The organism is Pseudomonas sp. WSY_20, from assembly GCF_043104335.1.
Taxonomy (GTDB): domain Bacteria; phylum Pseudomonadota; class Gammaproteobacteria; order Pseudomonadales; family Pseudomonadaceae; genus Aquipseudomonas; species Aquipseudomonas parafulva_B.
On sequence record NZ_JBICKP010000017.1, the window covers coordinates 104,418 to 121,372 of the forward strand.

The 16,955-nt window shown below is 63.0% G+C and carries 18 protein-coding genes; 5 read left to right on the forward strand and 13 right to left on the reverse strand.

From position 1 onward, the window contains the following. Positions 1–10: 10 nt before the first annotated feature. From ACF8E5_RS03545 to ACF8E5_RS03560, 4 genes are read right to left on the reverse strand one after another with little or no spacing between them, the layout of a single operon-like run. A complete protein-coding gene (locus tag ACF8E5_RS03545; protein WP_078478347.1) occupies positions 11–409 on the reverse strand; it encodes a PPC domain-containing DNA-binding protein in 399 nt (132 codons plus the stop codon). After that, complete coding sequence (locus ACF8E5_RS03550; protein WP_058603456.1) at positions 406–957, reverse strand: hypothetical protein; 552 nt, start codon at positions 955–957, stop codon at positions 406–408. The genes ACF8E5_RS03545 and ACF8E5_RS03550 overlap by 4 nt, the downstream gene beginning before the upstream one ends. Beyond that, on the reverse strand, positions 954–2,534 hold the full coding sequence (locus ACF8E5_RS03555) for an acyl-CoA synthetase (RefSeq protein WP_230384526.1): 1,581 nt from the start codon (positions 2,532–2,534) through the stop codon (positions 954–956). Before ACF8E5_RS03555 ends, ACF8E5_RS03550 begins: the two co-directional genes overlap by 4 nt. Next, positions 2,531–3,700 (reverse strand): acetyl-CoA acetyltransferase, encoded by a 1,170-nt coding sequence (locus ACF8E5_RS03560; protein WP_058637917.1) that lies wholly within the window; start codon positions 3,698–3,700, stop codon positions 2,531–2,533. Before ACF8E5_RS03560 ends, ACF8E5_RS03555 begins: the two co-directional genes overlap by 4 nt. 388 nt (positions 3,701–4,088) lie before the next feature. Between ACF8E5_RS03560 and ACF8E5_RS03565 the strand changes: the two genes are divergently transcribed. Genes ACF8E5_RS03565 through ACF8E5_RS03575 form a run of 3 tightly spaced genes read left to right on the forward strand, consistent with a single transcriptional unit; the run spans position 4,089 to position 7,804 of the window. Further along, positions 4,089–5,120: a TRAP transporter substrate-binding protein gene (locus ACF8E5_RS03565; RefSeq protein ID WP_196125899.1), complete on the forward strand. Its 1,032-nt coding sequence runs from the start codon at positions 4,089–4,091 to the stop codon at positions 5,118–5,120. Next, entirely contained in the window at positions 5,120–7,000 is a 1,881-nt protein-coding gene (locus ACF8E5_RS03570; RefSeq protein ID WP_058603453.1) for a TRAP transporter large permease subunit, read from the forward strand. Before ACF8E5_RS03565 ends, ACF8E5_RS03570 begins: the two co-directional genes overlap by 1 nt. Before the next feature lie 12 nt (positions 7,001–7,012). Beyond that, entirely contained in the window at positions 7,013–7,804 is a 792-nt protein-coding gene (locus tag ACF8E5_RS03575) for an SDR family NAD(P)-dependent oxidoreductase (RefSeq protein WP_058603452.1), read from the forward strand. 276 nt (positions 7,805–8,080) lie between these two features. On the opposite strand, the gene ACF8E5_RS03580 is transcribed toward ACF8E5_RS03575, so the two are convergent. Further along, entirely contained in the window at positions 8,081–9,004 is a 924-nt protein-coding gene (locus ACF8E5_RS03580) for a LysR family transcriptional regulator (RefSeq protein ID WP_058637914.1), read from the reverse strand. Between the two features lie 158 nt (positions 9,005–9,162). Between ACF8E5_RS03580 and ACF8E5_RS03585 the strand changes: the two genes are divergently transcribed. After that, positions 9,163–10,194, forward strand: a complete 1,032-nt coding sequence (locus ACF8E5_RS03585; protein ID WP_100851862.1) for a sigma-54-dependent Fis family transcriptional regulator — start codon at positions 9,163–9,165, stop codon at positions 10,192–10,194. Between the two features lie 87 nt (positions 10,195–10,281). Further along, positions 10,282–11,064: an SDR family NAD(P)-dependent oxidoreductase gene (locus ACF8E5_RS03590; RefSeq protein WP_058603450.1), complete on the forward strand. Its 783-nt coding sequence runs from the start codon at positions 10,282–10,284 to the stop codon at positions 11,062–11,064. A 27-nt stretch (positions 11,065–11,091) separates the two neighbouring features. Here the strand turns inward: ACF8E5_RS03590 and ACF8E5_RS03595 are convergent, their stop codons facing one another. The 8 genes from ACF8E5_RS03595 to ACF8E5_RS03630 all read right to left on the reverse strand — a co-directional run bounded on the left by ACF8E5_RS03595 (position 11,092) and on the right by ACF8E5_RS03630 (position 16,872). Next, positions 11,092–12,054 (reverse strand): glutathione S-transferase family protein, encoded by a 963-nt coding sequence (locus tag ACF8E5_RS03595; protein WP_058637912.1) that lies wholly within the window; start codon positions 12,052–12,054, stop codon positions 11,092–11,094. Between the two features lie 94 nt (positions 12,055–12,148). Then, entirely contained in the window at positions 12,149–13,150 is a 1,002-nt protein-coding gene (locus ACF8E5_RS03600) for a glycosyl transferase family protein (protein WP_392474917.1), read from the reverse strand. After that, on the reverse strand, positions 13,147–13,482 hold the full coding sequence (locus ACF8E5_RS03605) for a TusE/DsrC/DsvC family sulfur relay protein (RefSeq protein ID WP_058637910.1): 336 nt from the start codon (positions 13,480–13,482) through the stop codon (positions 13,147–13,149). The genes ACF8E5_RS03600 and ACF8E5_RS03605 overlap by 4 nt, the downstream gene beginning before the upstream one ends. Beyond that, positions 13,479–13,775, reverse strand: a complete 297-nt coding sequence (gene tusB, locus ACF8E5_RS03610; protein ID WP_058603446.1) for a sulfurtransferase complex subunit TusB — start codon at positions 13,773–13,775, stop codon at positions 13,479–13,481. Before tusB ends, ACF8E5_RS03605 begins: the two co-directional genes overlap by 4 nt. After that, positions 13,775–14,134, reverse strand: coding sequence for a sulfurtransferase complex subunit TusC (gene tusC, locus ACF8E5_RS03615; protein WP_100851859.1), 360 nt, complete (start codon positions 14,132–14,134; stop codon positions 13,775–13,777). Before tusC ends, tusB begins: the two co-directional genes overlap by 1 nt. After that, the gene (tusD, locus tag ACF8E5_RS03620) at positions 14,135–14,527 is read right to left on the reverse strand and encodes a sulfurtransferase complex subunit TusD (RefSeq protein WP_058637907.1); all 393 of its coding nucleotides are present in this window, start codon (positions 14,525–14,527) and stop codon (positions 14,135–14,137) included. A gap of 68 nt (positions 14,528–14,595) precedes the next feature. Then, entirely contained in the window at positions 14,596–15,975 is a 1,380-nt protein-coding gene (locus ACF8E5_RS03625) for a nucleobase:cation symporter-2 family protein (protein ID WP_392474919.1), read from the reverse strand. 225 nt (positions 15,976–16,200) lie between these two features. After that, on the reverse strand, positions 16,201–16,872 hold the full coding sequence (locus tag ACF8E5_RS03630; RefSeq protein ID WP_023534840.1) for a Bax inhibitor-1/YccA family protein: 672 nt from the start codon (positions 16,870–16,872) through the stop codon (positions 16,201–16,203). Positions 16,873–16,955: the final 83 nt, after the last annotated feature.

Below are 16,955 nucleotides of genomic sequence, written 5' to 3' on the forward strand. Positions count from 1 at the left end.
GTGTGGGCAGTCAGTCCGGCAGCCACTCCTGCAGGGTGAGCTCCACGGTAATGAAGGACAGGTTCCGACCCCGTTGCAGGCAGCCGGCGAAGAGCTTGCCGTCGGCATCGGCGAGCACTGCCTGAAGGTGGCTTCGGCCGGCGATGACCTCACCGCTCAAGCTGAGGATCTCGATACCAGGCCCGGGTACATGAATGGCTTGATGGCCGCGCTCGCCGTGGTAACGCAGTTCGCCGTCGATCAGGCTGCCCAGCCCGCCACGGACCACGGCGCAGGCGATGCCGTGGCTGGCGCAGAGGGCTTCGGCGCTGTCGATCACATCCTCGTTGGGCTTTAGGCGGGCGACTACCAGCCGCCCGAGACGGCCTTGCTGGACCTGCGTGGTAGTAGAGGGCAGGGCAGGTGTCATGAGGCCTCCTTGAGCACAGGGTGCAGCAGGTTGAATTGGGTCTCGGTGTCTGGCTGTACCTGGTAGGCGACATGCTCGAACAGGCATAGCCGCAGTACCAGGGGTTCGCTACCGACCACGACTCGCTGCAATACCAGATGCCCGCCGTGCTGTTGCCCAAGGCTGTCGAGCATGCCGGCATGGCAATGCAGCAGCGGGGCGCCGCTGGCATCCCTGCCGACAGTCAATGCACCACTGATGAAGGTGACAGGGCCTGTAAGCACCACGGGCTTGCCGTAGTCGTAAGGGCGTTGGCTGTCGCTTGTGGTCACCATGCGGTGGTAGGCCAAGGCGCACGCGCTGCCCCACAACACGCGGCCGACTGCACTCTGGTAGCGACAGCGCTCGAGCACTGACAGCAGGCTTTCGCCCACCTGGCTGCCGGGGGCAAGCTCGACGCGCAACTCCTGGCTGCACGCGACTTCACAGTCGAGCAGCCTGGGTAGGCGGGCCGGGCCTGCATGGTTGAAGTGGCGCACCCCGCCGCGCAGTTCGAAATGGGGCGTCATGCCGGTTGCTCCGTGCTGGTCTCGAGCAACGTGCGGATGTGTTTCTTGACGATCTTGCCGTAGCCGGACTTTGGCATCTCATGCCAGCGTATAAACTGCTTGGGCCATTTGTAGCGTGCCAGGCGGGGCTCCAGGTGCGCGAGCAGTTGGTCATCGCTGACCTGGGCAGTGGTGACGATCACCGCGCAACCACATTCGCCCCATTTGTCGTCCGGCATGCCGAGCACGGCCACTTCGGTGACAGCAGGGTGGGTCAGCAACGCTTCCTCCACTTCGCGCGGGTACACGTTCGAGCCGCCGGAGATGTACATGTCCGAGGCGCGCCCGGTGATGAACAGGTAACCGTGCTCGTCCACATGCCCCAGATCGCCGGTATGGAACCAGCCATGGCGGAAGCATTCGGCATTGGCCTGGGGGTTGTTGTAGTAGCCGGCGAACACGGCCGGGCCGCGCACGCAGATTTCGCCGTCCGTACCGGTGGGCAGCTCGCGGCCTTGCTCATCGAGTATGGCCACCTGCATGCCGGTACGTGGGTAGCCGCAGGAACCGACCTTGGCCTGAGGGCCATCGTCGGCATCATGGCAGTCGGCGGGCAGCACCGTGATGTTGCCGGTGACTTCGCCTAGGCCGTAATACTGCACCAGCACCTTGCCCAATGTGCGTAGCGCATGGCACTGGTCGGCGCGGTACATGGGGGCACCTGCGTAGATCACGTAGCGCAGGCTGCTGTGATCGTAACGGCTGACGGCCGGGTCTTCGGTAAGCATCTTGACGATGGTCGGCACCGTGAACAGGTTGTCGATACGGTGCTGCTGCACCAGGCGCCAGGCCTCGTCACAGTCCAGCCGGTCCCCGACAGGGAGTACGCAGGCAGCACCCCGGGCTACGTTGACCAGTGCATGGATACCGGCCCCGTGGGACAAGGGGGCCAGCACCAGCGAGCGTGACTGCTGGCTCAGGCAGGGCATCAGGTCGGCCAGGTGGTTGTTGACCACGAACGCCATTTGCCCGTGGGTCAGTACCCCTGCCTTGGGGTGCCCGGTGGTGCCGGAGGTGTAGAAGAACCACAGCGGATCGTTGTAGTTCACCTCAGCCGGGCGAAAACCAGGCTGAAGCGGGGCGCCTTCATCGAGCAGGGCATCGTAGGCCAGTTCACCCGCGCGGGGCGCAGCCATGGCAATCACGGTCCGCAGTGCCGGTGATGCCTGGCGCACAGCGTCCACGTAATGCTCAAAGCCCTCGTCGTAGAGCATCGCCACTGCGCCGCTGGAACTGCCCAGGTAGGCAGCTTCAGGGGGGGTGATGCGCACATTGGTGGGCACCCAGACCATCCCCAGGCGAAAGGCCACCCAGGCACTTTCGAACAGCGGCAGGTTGTTGCGCGAGTGCACCAGCAAGCGGTCGCCCTTGCCCAGGCCGCGTGCACGCAGCGCGGCAGCGACGCTGTCTACACGGTGCAGCAGTTGACGCCAGGACACCTGTTGCTCGCCGCGAATGAAGCCCGGCAGGTCAGGCAAACGCCGAGCCACCTGGCCCAGCAGCTCCCCCAGGTTCATGACATTGTCGATTCCGTTCATCGTACGCTCTCCAGAATGCTCACGTAGTTGGTCACGGCCGCCCCGCCCATGTTGAACACGCCAGCCCGGTCTGCGCGCGGCAGTTGCATGTCGCCGGCCTGACCGGTGAGCTGCATGGCCGCCATCACGTGCATCGAAACGCCGGTCGCACCAATGGGGTGGCCCTTGGACTTGAGGCCGCCGGAGGGGTTTATCGGGAGCCTGCCGTCCTTGCGGCTCACGCCCTCGGCGATCACCCGTGCGCCTTGACCGCGCTCGGCCAGGCCCATGGCCTCGTATTCGAGCAGCTCGGCAATGGTGAAGCAGTCATGGGTCTCCACCAGGGACAGGTCGTCCAGTGTGAGGCGCGCCTGGCTCAGCGCCTGCTGCCAGGCCCGTGCAGCGCCTTCGAAGACCGTGGGGTCGCGCCGTGACAATGGCAGGTAGTCGTTGACCTGGACGGCCGCGCGAAAACGAACGGCTTGACCGCCCCCGGTCGGTTGATCGCCCCTGCTGATCACCAGGGCGGCCGCGCCGTCGCTGATCAGCGAGCAGTCACTGCGCTTGAGGGGGCCCGCCACGAAGGGGTTCTTGTCCGAAGGTGTGCGGCAGAAGTCGTAGCCCACGTCGCGGCGCATGTGCGCATACGGGTTGAGTGCGCCGTTGGCGTGGTTCTTGGCGGCGATCATGGCCAGTGCATCGGACTGATCACCGTAGCGTTCGAAGTAGGCGCTGGCGATGTTGCCGAACACCCCGGCAAAGCCGTTCTCGATGTTGGCTTCTTCGGGGGTGTAGCAACATTTGAGCAGGATCTTGCCCACCTCGGCGGTAGGCAGGCTGTTCATTTTTTCAAAACCCACCACCAGGGCATGGCGCGATTGTCCGCTCAGTACGGCGTGCAAGGCCGAGTGAATGGCTGCCGAACCGGTGGAACAGGCGTTCTCCACGCGCACGGCCGGGGTGAAACGCAGCGCTGGCAAGTGATTGGCGAGCAGCGCGGATGGAAAGTCCTGGTAGAGAAACCCTGCATTGAAGTGGCCTACGTGTACCGAATCGATCTGCTGCGCATCGAGCCCTGCGTGGTCGAGGGCGCCCAGGGCCGCGTCAGCCATCATGCGCTCGGGGTCGATGTCGGGAAACTTGCCGAAGGGGGCGTGGTACCAGCCGTTGATGAGGGGTGAATGCATGAGAGTAATCCTCGCTCGGGGTTGGCGAGGTCGATGGCAAGAACGGTGCCAGGCCTGCGGCAAGCGCTCTGCCATGCGCATTCGTGGCACGTTCGACGGTGGCTGCGGGTAGCGAACACGTGCTACAGGTGTCGCAGTGACGTGGCAGGCGACACTCAAGGGAGACACCTGTTACACCCTCAAGCAGGCCCGAAATGCCCATTGGCGCAGCACCATGCCCCAGGAGATTTTATTTAGCACTTCAAAATCAGTCAGTTAAGCGCGCTTTGTGGATGCCCACTACGCTATCCCGTGCACCCGCTTGAGTGTGGCACCTCAATTGCAATGTCATCTGCACCATCGCCGTATCCCACTCGATCAATAAGAACAAATAGGTCAGGAGAGCTTCATGAGCGATTTCACCCGCCGTTCCTTCATCAAGACGGCCTCCCTGGCATCGGCCGCCGTCGCCGCTGCCGGCCTGGGCCTCTACAGCACTGGCGCCCGGGCTGCCGACTTCAAACTCAAGTTTGCCAACAACCTGCCCATCAGCCACCCCATGAACGTGCGTGCTCGGGCCATGGCCAAGGCCATCAAGGAGGAGACCAACGGCGCGTTGGTGGTGCAGGTGTTTCCAAGCAGCCAGCTGGGCAGCGACACCGATACCCTTGCTCAGGTGCGCTCCGGTGCGGTCGATCTGTTTTCCCTCTCGCCCGTGATCCTGGGCACCCTGGTTCCATCGGTGCAGATCAGCGCTGTGGGCTTTGCGTTCAAGGACTACCAGCAAGTGTGGAGCGCCATGGACGGTGCCTTGGGCGAGCATGTGCGTGCGGAGATCGCCAAGACCGGCACCCTGTTCGCATTCGACCACATGTGGGACAACGGCTTTCGCGTCACCACCACCAGCACCCGGCCGGTCGCAAGCCCGGACGACCTGCGCGGCATGAAGCTGCGTGTTCCGCCTAGCCCGATCATCATGTCGATCTTCCGCGCCCTGGATGCTGCGCCGACCAGCATCAACTTCGCCGAGGTGTATTCGGCCTTGCAGACCCGCATCGTCGAAGGGCAGGAGAACCCCATGACCCTGGTGTCGACGGCCAAGCTGTATGAAGTGCAGAAGTATTGCTCGCTGACCAATCACGTGTGGGATGGCTTCTGGATGCTCGGCAACAGTGCCTCGATCGGGCGCCTGCCGGCGGATATGCAGGCGATCCTGCGCAAGCACATCGACGCGGCGGTGATGGGTCAACGCCAGGACCTGGCCAAGCTCGAGGGCAGTACCCGCGATACCTTGAAAGGGCAAGGCCTGGAACTGGTCGAGGCGCCTGCCGATCCGTTTCGCGACAAGCTGCGCAGTGCTAATTACTACGCCCAGTGGCACGACAAGTTCGGCGACCAGGCCTGGGGCATCCTTGAGCAATACGCCGGGAAGCTGGCGTGATGCGCGCGCCAGCGCTACCGGCCTCCACCGTTTCGCAGCGCCTGCCGGCCCGGGTGCTCATCTGCCTCAACCAGTGGGCCATGCGCCTAGTGGGCGTGATCGCGGTTGCCCTGATGGTGATCGAGACCTTCGTGCTGCTGGCCGGCGTGATTGCCCGCTACGTGCTGCATAGCCCGTTGGTCTGGTCCGACGAACTGGCCTCGTCACTGTTCATCTGGCTGGCCATGTTCGGCGCGGTGCTGGCGTTGGACCGTGGCGAGCACATGCGCATGTCGGCGCTGGTCAACAAGCTGCCGCAGGCTTGGCGCGGATTCAGCGAAACCTTGTCGGCGCTGATCGTCTGCCTGTTCGTGGCGATGATCATCTCGCCGGCCATGCAGCATTCCCATGAACAGATGTGGATCACCACACCGGCGCTGGGGATTCCAGACGGCGTGCGTGCTGCAGCGCTGCCGGTAGGGGCTGTGCTGATGCTGCTGGCGGCCGTCGCGCGTATGGCCCGTTATTCGACCGTGCGCCAGTTCATGGCCGGGCTGGCGGTGGTGGCCACGGTGGCCGCGGCCTTGTGGCTGGCGCAGCCCATACTGGCAGCGATGGGCAATTACAACCTGGTGGTGTTCTTCCTGGTGCTGCTGGGCGCCTGCGTGTTTGGCGGCATCCCTATCGCCTTTGCGTTCGGCACGGCGACCATGGCCTACCTGGCCCTGGCGACCCACGCGCCCCTGTCGATCGTGGTCGGCCGCATGGACGAGGGCATGTCCCACATGGTCCTGCTGGCCGTGCCGCTGTTCGTGTTGCTGGGTGTGGTGCTGCAATTGTCGGGCATGGCCCGCACGCTGATCGATTTCATGGCTTCGCTGCTGGGGCACGTGCGTGGCGGTCTGCAGTACGTGCTGTTGGGGGCGATGTTCCTGGTGTCGGGTATTTCAGGGTCGAAGGTTGCCGACATGGCCGCAGTGGCCCCGGCGTTGTTTCCTGAAATGAAGCGGCGCGGCTCAAAGCCTGAAGAGCTGGCAGCGCTGTTGTCGGCCACGGGGGCGATGACCGAGACCATACCGCCGAGCCTGGTGCTGATCACCATCGGTGCGGTGTGCAGCGTGTCGATCACGGCGCTGTTCATCGGCGGGTTGATGCCTGCGGTGGTGGCCACCCTGGCCATTGCGGTGGTGTGCTGGTGGCGCTCGCGCAAGGACGAGGCGCCGGCGATTGCGCGGGCACCTTTGTCCCGCGTGGCCAAGACGTTCCTGATTGCCCTGCCGGCCCTGGCGCTGCCGTTGCTGATCCGGGTGGCGGTGCTGGAAGGGGCGGCCACCGCTACCGAGGTCTCGACCATTGGTGTGGCCTACGTGGTACTGGTGGGGCTGGTGATGCACCTGTTCATGCGCCATATCGAATGGCGCCGCTTGTACCCGATGTTGCTGGAAGCGGCGGCCTTGTCCGGGGCGATCCTGCTGATCATCGGCATGGCCTCGGCGATGGCCTGGGCGCTGACGCAGTCGGGCTTCTCGCAGTCGCTGGTGGAACTGATCGAGGAAATACCAGGCGGGGTGATGGGCTTCATGGTGGTCACCATCCTCACCTTCCTGATTCTGGGCAGTGTGTTGGAGGGTATCCCGGCCATCGTGCTGTTCGGCCCGCTGATGTTCCCCCTGGCCGAAATGCTCGGCATTCACCCGGTGCACTACGCCATGGTCGTGATCCTGGCCATGGGCATCGGGTTGTTCGCACCGCCCTTGGGTGTGGGTTTCTACGCTGCCTGCGCCATCAGCAAGACGTCGTCCGATCATGTCATTCGCCGCGTCTGGGGGTACCTCGGGGCATTGCTGGTGGCGTTGGTGATCGTTGCCTGTTTCCCATGGATTTCTATCGGTTTCCTTTAAGAGAGCGCTGACATGAGCCAACTTGCAAAAAAGACTTTGCCTGCAACTGCCGTGGGCCGCGTGGCGCTGGTCACCGGTGCGGCCATGGGGATCGGCGCGGCCATCGCCGAACGCCTGGGGCATGATGGCCACACGGTAGTGGTGGCCGACATCGACCTGCAGGCTGCCGAACTCAGGGTGGAGGGGTTGCGTGAGCAGGGCATCGATGCCTTGGCACTGGCGATCGACATTGGTGACGCAGCGTCGATCACGGCGTTGTTCGATGAGCTGCGTGCACGCTGTGGACGCTGTGATGTACTGGTCAACAATGCCGGTATCGCCCGCACCCAGTCGTTTCTGGACACGGACCTGGAAGGCTGGCAGCGGCTGATGAACGTCAACCTGACCGGCACACTGCTGTGCAGCCAGCAGGCTGCGCACGTGATGCGCGAGCACGGGTGGGGGCGCATCATCAACGTTGCCTCCATCAGCGGCATGCGGGCGAGCATGGGGCGCACTGCGTATGGCACGTCGAAGGCAGCGGTGATCGGCCTGACTCGGCAGATGGCGATCGAGCTGGCCGAACATGGCATCACGGTCAACGGCATTGCCCCGGGCCCAGTGGACACGCCTTTGACACAGGCACTGCATTCTGCGGCGACACGCGAATCCTATGCCCGTGCGGTGCCTTTGCGCCGTTACGGCACACCGGCGGAGATGGCGGGGGCGGTGGCGTTTCTTGCGTCCGATGATGCGTCTTACATCAGTGGGCATGTGATCCCGGTGGATGGGGGGTTCATGGCGTCCGGGATTCTGGAGATTTAAGCGGGGGCAGCGTGGGAGAGGTGGCGGGGTCGTAGCGGTAAACGGGTTTGGACCGGTGTGAATGCCGAAATTCTAGGGCTGCTGTGCAGCCCATCGCGGCGCGAGGCCGCTCCCACAGAGAGCAAAGTCTGAGCTGCGCCCCAAATGTGGACGGATGTCCAACATTTGGGGCGCAGCTCAAATACCTGTGGGAGCGGCCTCGCGCCGCGATGGGCCGCACAGCGGCCCCAGGATTTCAGCCCCACATGGCCGGTCGCCGGCCTCCAGACCAGATACTCACTGCTCTGAACCGCGTTGCGCCTCATCCTCTCGGGTCGCCTGTTCCCCGGCTTGCAAGGCCGTTTCGACGAAGGTGGCGATGCAGGGGTTGTGATTGTCGGCCTTCCACACGGCCACCACTTCGATCACCGGTGCTTCGCGCAGGGGCCTGAAGCTGGTACTGGCCAGGCGCATGTTGCGCATCGACCGGGGGACCATCGCCACCCCCAGGCCTTCGCCCACCAGGTTGACGATGGTCTGCTGCATGTTGATCTCAAGGCCGATGTTGGGGGTGACTCCATGCTGTAGGCAGTAGTTGCAGATCATGTCATGCAGGGCAGGGGCAATACGCCGTGGCACGATGATGAAGGTTTCACCGGCAAGCTCACGTGGCTCCACGACGGTTTGCTCGGCCAGGCGGTGGCCGGGCGGCAGTACCAGGGTCATTTCCTCGCGGTACAGCGTGACGGTTTCCAGGCCTGTGCAGTCCTGAGGCCGGTACATGATCGCTACATCCTTGTTGCCACTGGTAATGTCCTGGGCCAGGTCCAATGGCAGCGTCTCGGTCAACTTCAAGTTCACCTGGGGGAACAGCGCGGCATAACGGCGGGTGATCGCCGGTGTGATGCTGTAAGCGGTGGACATCATGAACCCCACGGAAAGTGCCCCTGCCGCACCGCGCGCGGCGGCCAGTGCATTGCGCTTGGCTTGCTCGAAGGCTGCGAACACCGTGCCGGTATCGAGGTAGAAGCGCTGGCCGGCCTCCGTCAGCTCGACCCTGCGCCGGGAGCGGTCGAACAGCTTGACCCCAAGCTCTTCCTCCAGAAGCGCAATTTGCCGCGACAGCGGTGGCTGTGAAATATGCAGGCGCTCGGCCGCTCGGCCGAAGTGAAGGGTTTCGGCCAGCGTGCGGAAGTACTGCAGATGCCTGAGCTCAATCATGATGCTCTCGAAGGTATCAGTCGATGCATGATTATGTATTGGAAAATATAACTGCGCCTCCCTAATGTGAACCGTGCAACGTCATTCGGCCGAGGCGGCGTCACAAGCCCGCCAGTCGACATAGTCAAAAGCTATAGAACAAGAAAAAGGTGACGCTAATGACCGCTTGTAACCCTGCCGTTCGTGCGCCCCAACCCGTCGTAGAGGCGTGCAACATCGCTCAAGACAGTGACCCTGTGGTGCGTCAAGCCTTTAACCGGGCCTTGCGGCTGATGGAGCGTGGCATTGCCGTACTGATCCGCGGAGAGACTGGTACCGGCAAGGAAATTCTCGCCCGCGCCCTGCACGCGCACAGTCAACGCCGCGGTGCACAACTGGTGGCGCTCAATTGCGCGTCCATTCCCGAAACCCTCATCGAAAGCGAGCTGTTCGGCTATAGCCGCGGGGCGTTCTCGGGTGCTTTACCGGGCGGCAAGAAAGGCAAGGTTCAGCAAGCCGATGGCGGCGTGCTGTTTCTCGATGAAATCGGCGACATGCCCCTGGAACAACAGACGCGCCTGCTACGGGTGATTGCCGAACGTGAGGTAACGCCCCTGGGTGCCGAGCGCAGCATCCCAGTCAACTTTGCGCTGGTTTGCGCGACGCACCAGGACCTCTCGGCACGGGTTGCCGAGGGCAGTTTCCGCGAGGACCTGTTCTATCGCATCGCCACGGGCGTGGTGCAGTTACCGCCGCTGCGCGAGCGCCAGGACCGTGGCGAGCTGTTGTGCAACATGGTGGCCCATGAATTGCCAGGCTGTGATCCACGCCAGGTACTGGCGCCGGTGTGGAGCTTGCTGATGGCCCACTCCTGGCCGGGGAATCTGCGCCAGATGCGGGCGGTCGTGCGTTACGCCTGCGCCGTGATGGAAGGCCCGCGAATGCTGCGCAGCGATCTGCCGCTGGACTTCATCGAGCAGTGCCAGACCCCGGCTGCGTTGCCTGCCAACATCACGCCCATCCGCCGGGCGGCGCCTTCAGGCGATGAGCGCAGTGAGGTGTTACAGGCCTTGCAGAGCTGCCGCTGGAACATGTCGGCGGCGGCCCGCGCTCTGGGGATCTGCCGGCCCTCGTTGTACCGGGTGATGCGCCGGCTGGACATTCCCCCGCTCAAGGAGCAGTTGGCGCTCGGCGCCTGCGGCACCGCGTGATGCCCTGACCCTCCAGTACCTTAGACGACCGCCTGCTGCCAATGAGCAGGCGCGCCTGGCTGCGGCCATTTTCGATGGATGACGACCATGAGCACTCCCGTTGTGCATGCTGCACTCAATTTCACCCTGACCGGCCGCACGGCCCTGGTAACGGGCGCCGCCCGTGGCATTGGTCATGCGATCGCCACGGCACTGGGCCAGGCCGGTGCCCGAGTAGGGGTGTGCGATTTGGATGCCGAGGCGGCCGAGGCGGCTGCGGCTCGGTTGCGAGAAGCCGGGATCGAGGCGGTTGGCGTGGGAGCGGATGTTGCCGATGAGGTTCAGGTTCAGGCCATGGTGAACCAGGTGGAAGCCTTGTTGGGAGGGGTCGACATCCTGGTCAACAACGCAGGCATCGTCTCGACTGGCCCTTTGCTGGAGGTCACCACCGCGGAATGGAACCGGGTGATGGCCATTGACCTGAACAGCGTGTTTTTCTGCGCCAAGGCCGTGCTGCCGGGCATGATGGCGCGCCAAAGCGGGCGCATCATCAATATCGCATCGGTGGCAGGCAAGCGTGGGGGTGGCTTGCTGGGTAATAGCTGCTACGCGGCGGCCAAAGGCGCGGTGATCGCCTTGACCAAAGGACTGGCGCGAGAAGCCGGCCCCTATGCCATCACCGTCAACGCCGTGTCGCCGGCACTGACCGACACCGAGATGACCAGCGCGCTGGCGCCTCAGGCCAGGGCCGAAGTGCTCGCACAGATGCCGCTTGGCCGCGCCGGCACGCCCCGCGACATCGCCGCCGCCGTATGCTTCCTGGCCTCGCGGGAGGCCGGGTTCGTGACCGGCGAGATCATGGACGTCGATGGCGGGTTCATGCGCGACTGATTCGGTCTGGGCAGGGCACAGGCTAGTTCAGCTCCCACCCCATATACCCTTGCCGGGCAAGCGTGCGCGATCATGGGGCAGCCTGAAGTCCAGCAGCGGCCCCTTTGGCACGATGCCATTGGGGTTGATGGTGGTATGGCTGAGGTAGTAGTGGTTCTGGATGTGCTGCATGTTCACCGTGTCGGCTACCCCTGGCCATTGATACAACTCGCGCAGCCAGTGGGTCAGGTTGGGGTAGTCGCTCAGACGGCGCAGGTTGCACTTGAAATGGCCGTGGTAAACGGCATCGAAGCGCACCGCCGTGGTGAACAGGCGTACGTCGGCCTCGGTGAGGTACTCGCCTGCCAGGTAGCGGTGTCGGCTAAGCACATCTTCGAGGTGATCCCATTCGCTGAACACCTCGTCGAAGGCCGCTTCGTAGGCCTGCTGTGTCGTCGCAAAGCCTGCGCGGTAAACGCCGTTGTTGATGGCCGGGTAGATGCGTTCGTTCAAGGCGTCGATGTCCGCTCGCAACGGTTGCGGGTAGAAGTCGAGCAGGTTGCCGGTCAGCGAATTGAAGTCATGGTTGAAGATCCGCACGATCTGCGCCGACTCGTTGTTGACGATGTGGTTCTCTTGTTTGTCCCACAGCACCGGTACGGTCACGCGCCCGGTGTAATGAGGGTCGTCCTGGGTGTAGCGCTGGTGCAGGTACTGGAGCCCGTCGAGGTGATCGCCCGAAGAGCCGTTCTGGCGGTCGAAGGTCCAGCCGTCACCTTGCATCAACCAGCTGACCACCGACACGTCGATCAGCGGCTCGAGGCCTTTGAGCGCGCGCATGATCAGCGTGCGATGAGCCCAGGGGCAGGCCAGCGAAACATACAGGTGGTAACGCCCCGGCTCAGCGGCAGGCAATGGGTTGCGCCGCTGTGAGTCCTCACGCTTGAACGCGCCATCCTTGCCATTTTCGTACCACTGGTCATGCCAGCGACCGTCGACCAACAGGCCCATGATGAGCTCCTTAACAAAAGCGATTTGTCTTTGGAGCCCAGTCTAGAGAAAGACGTTCGAAGCAATAGCGCAAAGAGTGGGGCGGTATGATCGGTTAAATCGATCGATTGCGATCAGCCCACCACGCTTGCGCGCGGGCAAACGCCTGCTCGCGGTCTTGCCCCAACCCACGAAGCGCCAGTGCCATGGTGGCCAGCACTGCTTTTTGGGCATAGCTGTCTTCAACCTCACCTCGCCAGAAGGCCAGCATGTGCTCAGGCTCAAGCGTTGCCGGCTTGACGTGGCGCCGCTCGCTCAGGGCAGGCCATTCTTCGTCCCAGGCTTTGCCGTCAGTGGTGCCGTAGAGATGGCTGAGCACATCCGGGTTCACCTCGATTTCGCCACCATCACCCTTGATCACGATCGCATGATCGCCCAACAAGCGACTGGCCTCGCGGTGTACGGCCTGGTAACCCGGGTGGAAGATGCTCTGCAGGCCACAGCGTGCGCCGAGCGGGTTCAGCACCCGTGCGAGGGAGTGGATCGGCGAGCGCAGGCCCAGAATGTTCCGCAGGTCGATCATGCGCTGAAGTTCAGGCGCCCAGTCCTGCAGTGGGAAAAAGGCCAGGTGGTGCTGGTCCAGGGCCTCACTGACGGCCTGCCAACCGCGGCACAGAGGTATGTGCAGCAGCGCGAGCAGTTGCTCGCTGTACAGGCGGCCTGCGGTGTGCGCACCGCCACCGTGCATCAGGATACGCACCCCATTGCCGGCCAGGCACTTGGCGGCCAACAGGTACCAGGGCAGATGGCGCTTCTTGCCGGCATAGCTCGGCCAGTCGATGTCCACGGCCATGGCAGGCGCTTGCAAGTGCGCGCGCAGCGCTTCGGTGAAGCCGGCGAGCTCTTCTGCGCTTTCTTCCTTGTGCCGTAGCAGCATGAGAAAGGCGCCCAGCTGCGCGTCTTCGACTTTACCCTCAAGCACTAAGGCCATGGCGGCGCGGGCTTCTTCGCGTGTCAGGCCGCGCGCGCCACGCTTGCCTTTGCCGAGGATGCGCACGTACTCGGCGAAGGGGTGTTCAGCGGGGGTTTCCAGGGTAAGCGGGCGTAGGCTGGTCATATGCAATTGGTCGGCTTGGGCAGGCCCGCCAGTTTGGCGGCAAGTTTGGCGGGAGTGCCATTGAACAGGCGATTGAGATGGGCGCTATTGCCCTTTTCCGGGCCCAGGTTGAGCGCTGCGTATTTGATCAGCGGACGCGTGGCGGGCGAGAGCTGATACTCCAGGTAGAACGCGCGCAGCAATGACAGGATTTCCCAGTGGTCAGGCGTCAGGTCAATGCCTTCGCGGGTGGCCAAGCCTTGCGCGGTGGCCGGTGACCAATCCTCAAGGTTGACCAGAAAGCCGTCCTTGTCCAGGGCAATGGCCTTGCCTTCGATATCGAGTGTGTTCATAACCAGCTGTTGACCTTGTCATGGTGCAGGGACAGCGCAACGAAGCCTGGGTAGTCGACCGTCGTTGCCAGCGAGGGCGCAATGGCCCTGGCCTGAATGTCTTCTTCCAGTGCATAGAGGCGTCCGATTAACTGGGCCTGCTCCAGCAAACGCAACGGCTCGCTGCCTGGGAGCAGGGCGTAGACCGCATCGCCACACAGCAGCACGGCGTCTTCGCTGCCGAGCAAGCGCAGGCAGCTGTGAAGGCGTTCGTCACCAAACGGGGAGTGGGCTATTACATGCAAGGTTGTCATCAGAGCGTCACCACTTCGTCGAACTGTGCGATCAAAGCCGCAAGCTGCGCATCGTCAAGTACCTCTACCGGCAGGCCAAGGCTTGCGTGCGTCATGCCGCGCCGAGCCAGGCTATGGCCACAGACGTACAACGCGTCTACGCCGAACATGGGCAGTGCCTGCAGGTTGGCAGCCAGGTTTTTTTGCTCGAGGGCGGCGGGGTGCTGGTCGCAGGCCAGCTGGAACACGCCATCGTCCAGGAACAGCACGCCCAGCGGCAGATCGAAGGCGCCGCCGGCCAGGACGATATCCAGCGCTTCGCGGGCAGACAGCCCGCTCCAGGGCGCCTGGCGACTGATGATCAACATGGACTTGGCCATTCAATCGCCTCCAAAGCAGATCAGCCGGTCGGCCGTTTGCGCCGCTTCATGCAACTGACCAAGCCCGGACAGTTCCCAGGGTTGCTGCAGATTCACGGCAGGGCGTTGATAGCGGCTGGCTTCGCGTTCGTCCAGTACGCCACGACGCAGGGCGGCGGCGATGCACACCACTGCATCGAGCTGATTGGCCTGAACGAACGTGCGCCATTGCTGCGCAATGTCCTGTTCGTCCTGAGGGGCTACCACGTTGGACGATGCACTGTGCACCCCGTCCTGGTAGAAGAACAAGCGGGTGATGCCGTGCCCCGCAGCCAGCGCTGCCTCGGCGAAGCGCAGCGCCCGGCGGGAAGCGGGTGCCTGTGCGGGGGAAAACACCGCGATAGCAAATTTCATGGCGAACTCGTGCTATGGAATCGCGCCATGATAAACAAAAAGGCCTGGCTGCTGCAGGCCTGTGGTAGTCAGGGCTTTTCCTTGCCCTCGGGCAGGAACCAGTTGAGTACCAAGGCACAGATGCCTCCGGTAGCAACTCCTGACTCCATCACGTTGCGAATCGCCGCTGGCATATGGGCAAGGAATTCGGGTACCTGCGCTACGCCCAGGCCCAAGGCCAGCGATACGGCGATGATCAACAAGGCGCGGCGATCGAGCCGGGTGCTAGCCAGGATATTGATACCCGAGGCTGCCACTGCGCCGAACATGACCATGGCCGCGCCGCCCAGCACAGGCTCTGGAACCGCCTGGATCATCCCGGCAACACTGGGGAACAAGCCCAGCAGTATCAGCATCCCCGCAATCCATACGCCGATGTGACGGCTGGCGATACCGGTCAGCTGAATGACGCCGTTATTCTGGGCGAAGATTGAGCTTGGGAACGTATTGAACACGCCAGCCAGCAGTGAGTTGGCGCCGTTGACCAGCACGCCACCCTTGATGCGCTGCATCCACACCGGGCCTTCCACGGGCTGGCGCGAGACCTTGCTGGTGGCGGTTACATCACCGATGGCCTCCAGAGAGGTCACCAGGTAGATCACCAGCATCGGGATGAACAGTGCCCAGGAAAAACCGAGGCCAAAGTGCAAGGGTGTCGGCACTTGGAACAGCGCGGCCTCGTGCATGCCGGTGAAGTCCAGGCGGCCCAGATAGCCGGCCAGGGCATAGCCCGCTGCCAGCGCGATGACGATGGCGCAACTGCGCAGCCAGACCACCGGTATGCGGTTGAGGATGACGATGATCGCCAGGACCACGCCTGACAGCAGCAGGTTTTCGCCGTTGGCAAAGGTCCCGTTGGCCATGGCGCCAAAACCACCGCCCATGCTGATCAGGCCGACCTTGATCAGGGTCAGGCCAATCATCAGCACCACGATGCCGGTCACCAGCGGAGTGATCAGCCGTTTGACGAAGGGCAGGATGCGAGACACGCCCATCTCGACGAAAGAGCCTGCAATGACCACGCCGAAAATGGCGGCCATGACGCCTTCCACAGGCGTGCCTTGCTTGACCATCAAGGCCCCGCCAGCAATCAGCGGGCCGACGAAGTTGAAGCTGGTGCCTTGCACGATCAGCAAGCCGGCACCGAAAGGGCCGAAGCGTTTGCACTGGATGAAGGTGGCGATGCCGGAGATGACCAGAGACATGGACACGATCAGGTTGGTATCCCGGGCCGAGACGCCCAGCGCCTGGCAGATCAGCAGGCCAGGGGTGACGATCGGCACAATGATCGCCAGCAGATGTTGCAGCGCTGCCAGCAAGCCGATGAGCAGCCGTGGCTTGTCTTCCAGACCCAGTACCAGTTCGTTGTCAGGCGCTGTTGCACCTGGGCTGTGTTCCTGTGAGCTCATTGCGCAGCGCTGCCCGTCTATAAAAAGGAGCGCATTCTACGGGCAGAATAGGGAATACGGTAGGGGAATACCGGTTAGCCGCCTGTTCGACGATCAGCGCCTTTGTTACCTGACTTTTAGGTCAATAAGTATGGGCGCAGTACCGCTTTCAAACCGTGCAAGTTCGGTAAAAAACGCAGGCACAAAAAAGCCCGCGTAAGCGGGCTTCTTTGGACACACGTTGGTTCAGTCGTCACGACCCATGATGCCGAACAGCTGCAGCAGGCTGATGAACAGGTTGTAGATCGAAACGTACAAGCTGATGGTCGCCATGATGTAGTTGCGTTCACCACCGTGGATGATGGCACTGGTCTGGAACAGGATGCATACCGACGAGAACAGCACGAAGCCGGCGCTGATGGCCAGTTGCAGGCCGCTGATCTGGAAGAAGAAGCTGGCCACGACCGCACCCAGCAGGACGAAGAAGCCTGCGGTGATGAAGCCGCTGAGGAAGCTCATGTCCTTGCGGGTGATCAGCACGTAGGCCGACAGGCCACCGAACACCAGCGCCGTCATGGCAAAGGCCGAACTGACCACTTCGGCGCCGCCGCTCATACCCAGGTAGCGATTGAGGATAGGGCCGAGAATGAAGCCCATGAAACCGGTGAGGGCGAAGGTGGAAACCAGGCCCCACACCGAGTCGCGCAGCTTGGCGGTGAGGAAGAACAAGCCATAGAAGCCGATCAGCACGACGAACACGTTCGGGTAGGCGAACCGCATCTGTTGTGAGATGAAGGCCATCAGGCCGCTGAATGCGAGGGTAAGTGCCAGCAGGCTGTACGTGTTGCGCAGGACCTTGCTGATCTCCTGCTGCTCGACCTGCTGGCCGTGATGTACGGCATAATCCTGTTCGCGCATGGCGACACTCCTTGGTGAACCTGTGATATGAAACGTCGAAGATGGTAGGAGTCTACCAGAGCTCCTGCAAGCCGCGACACAGA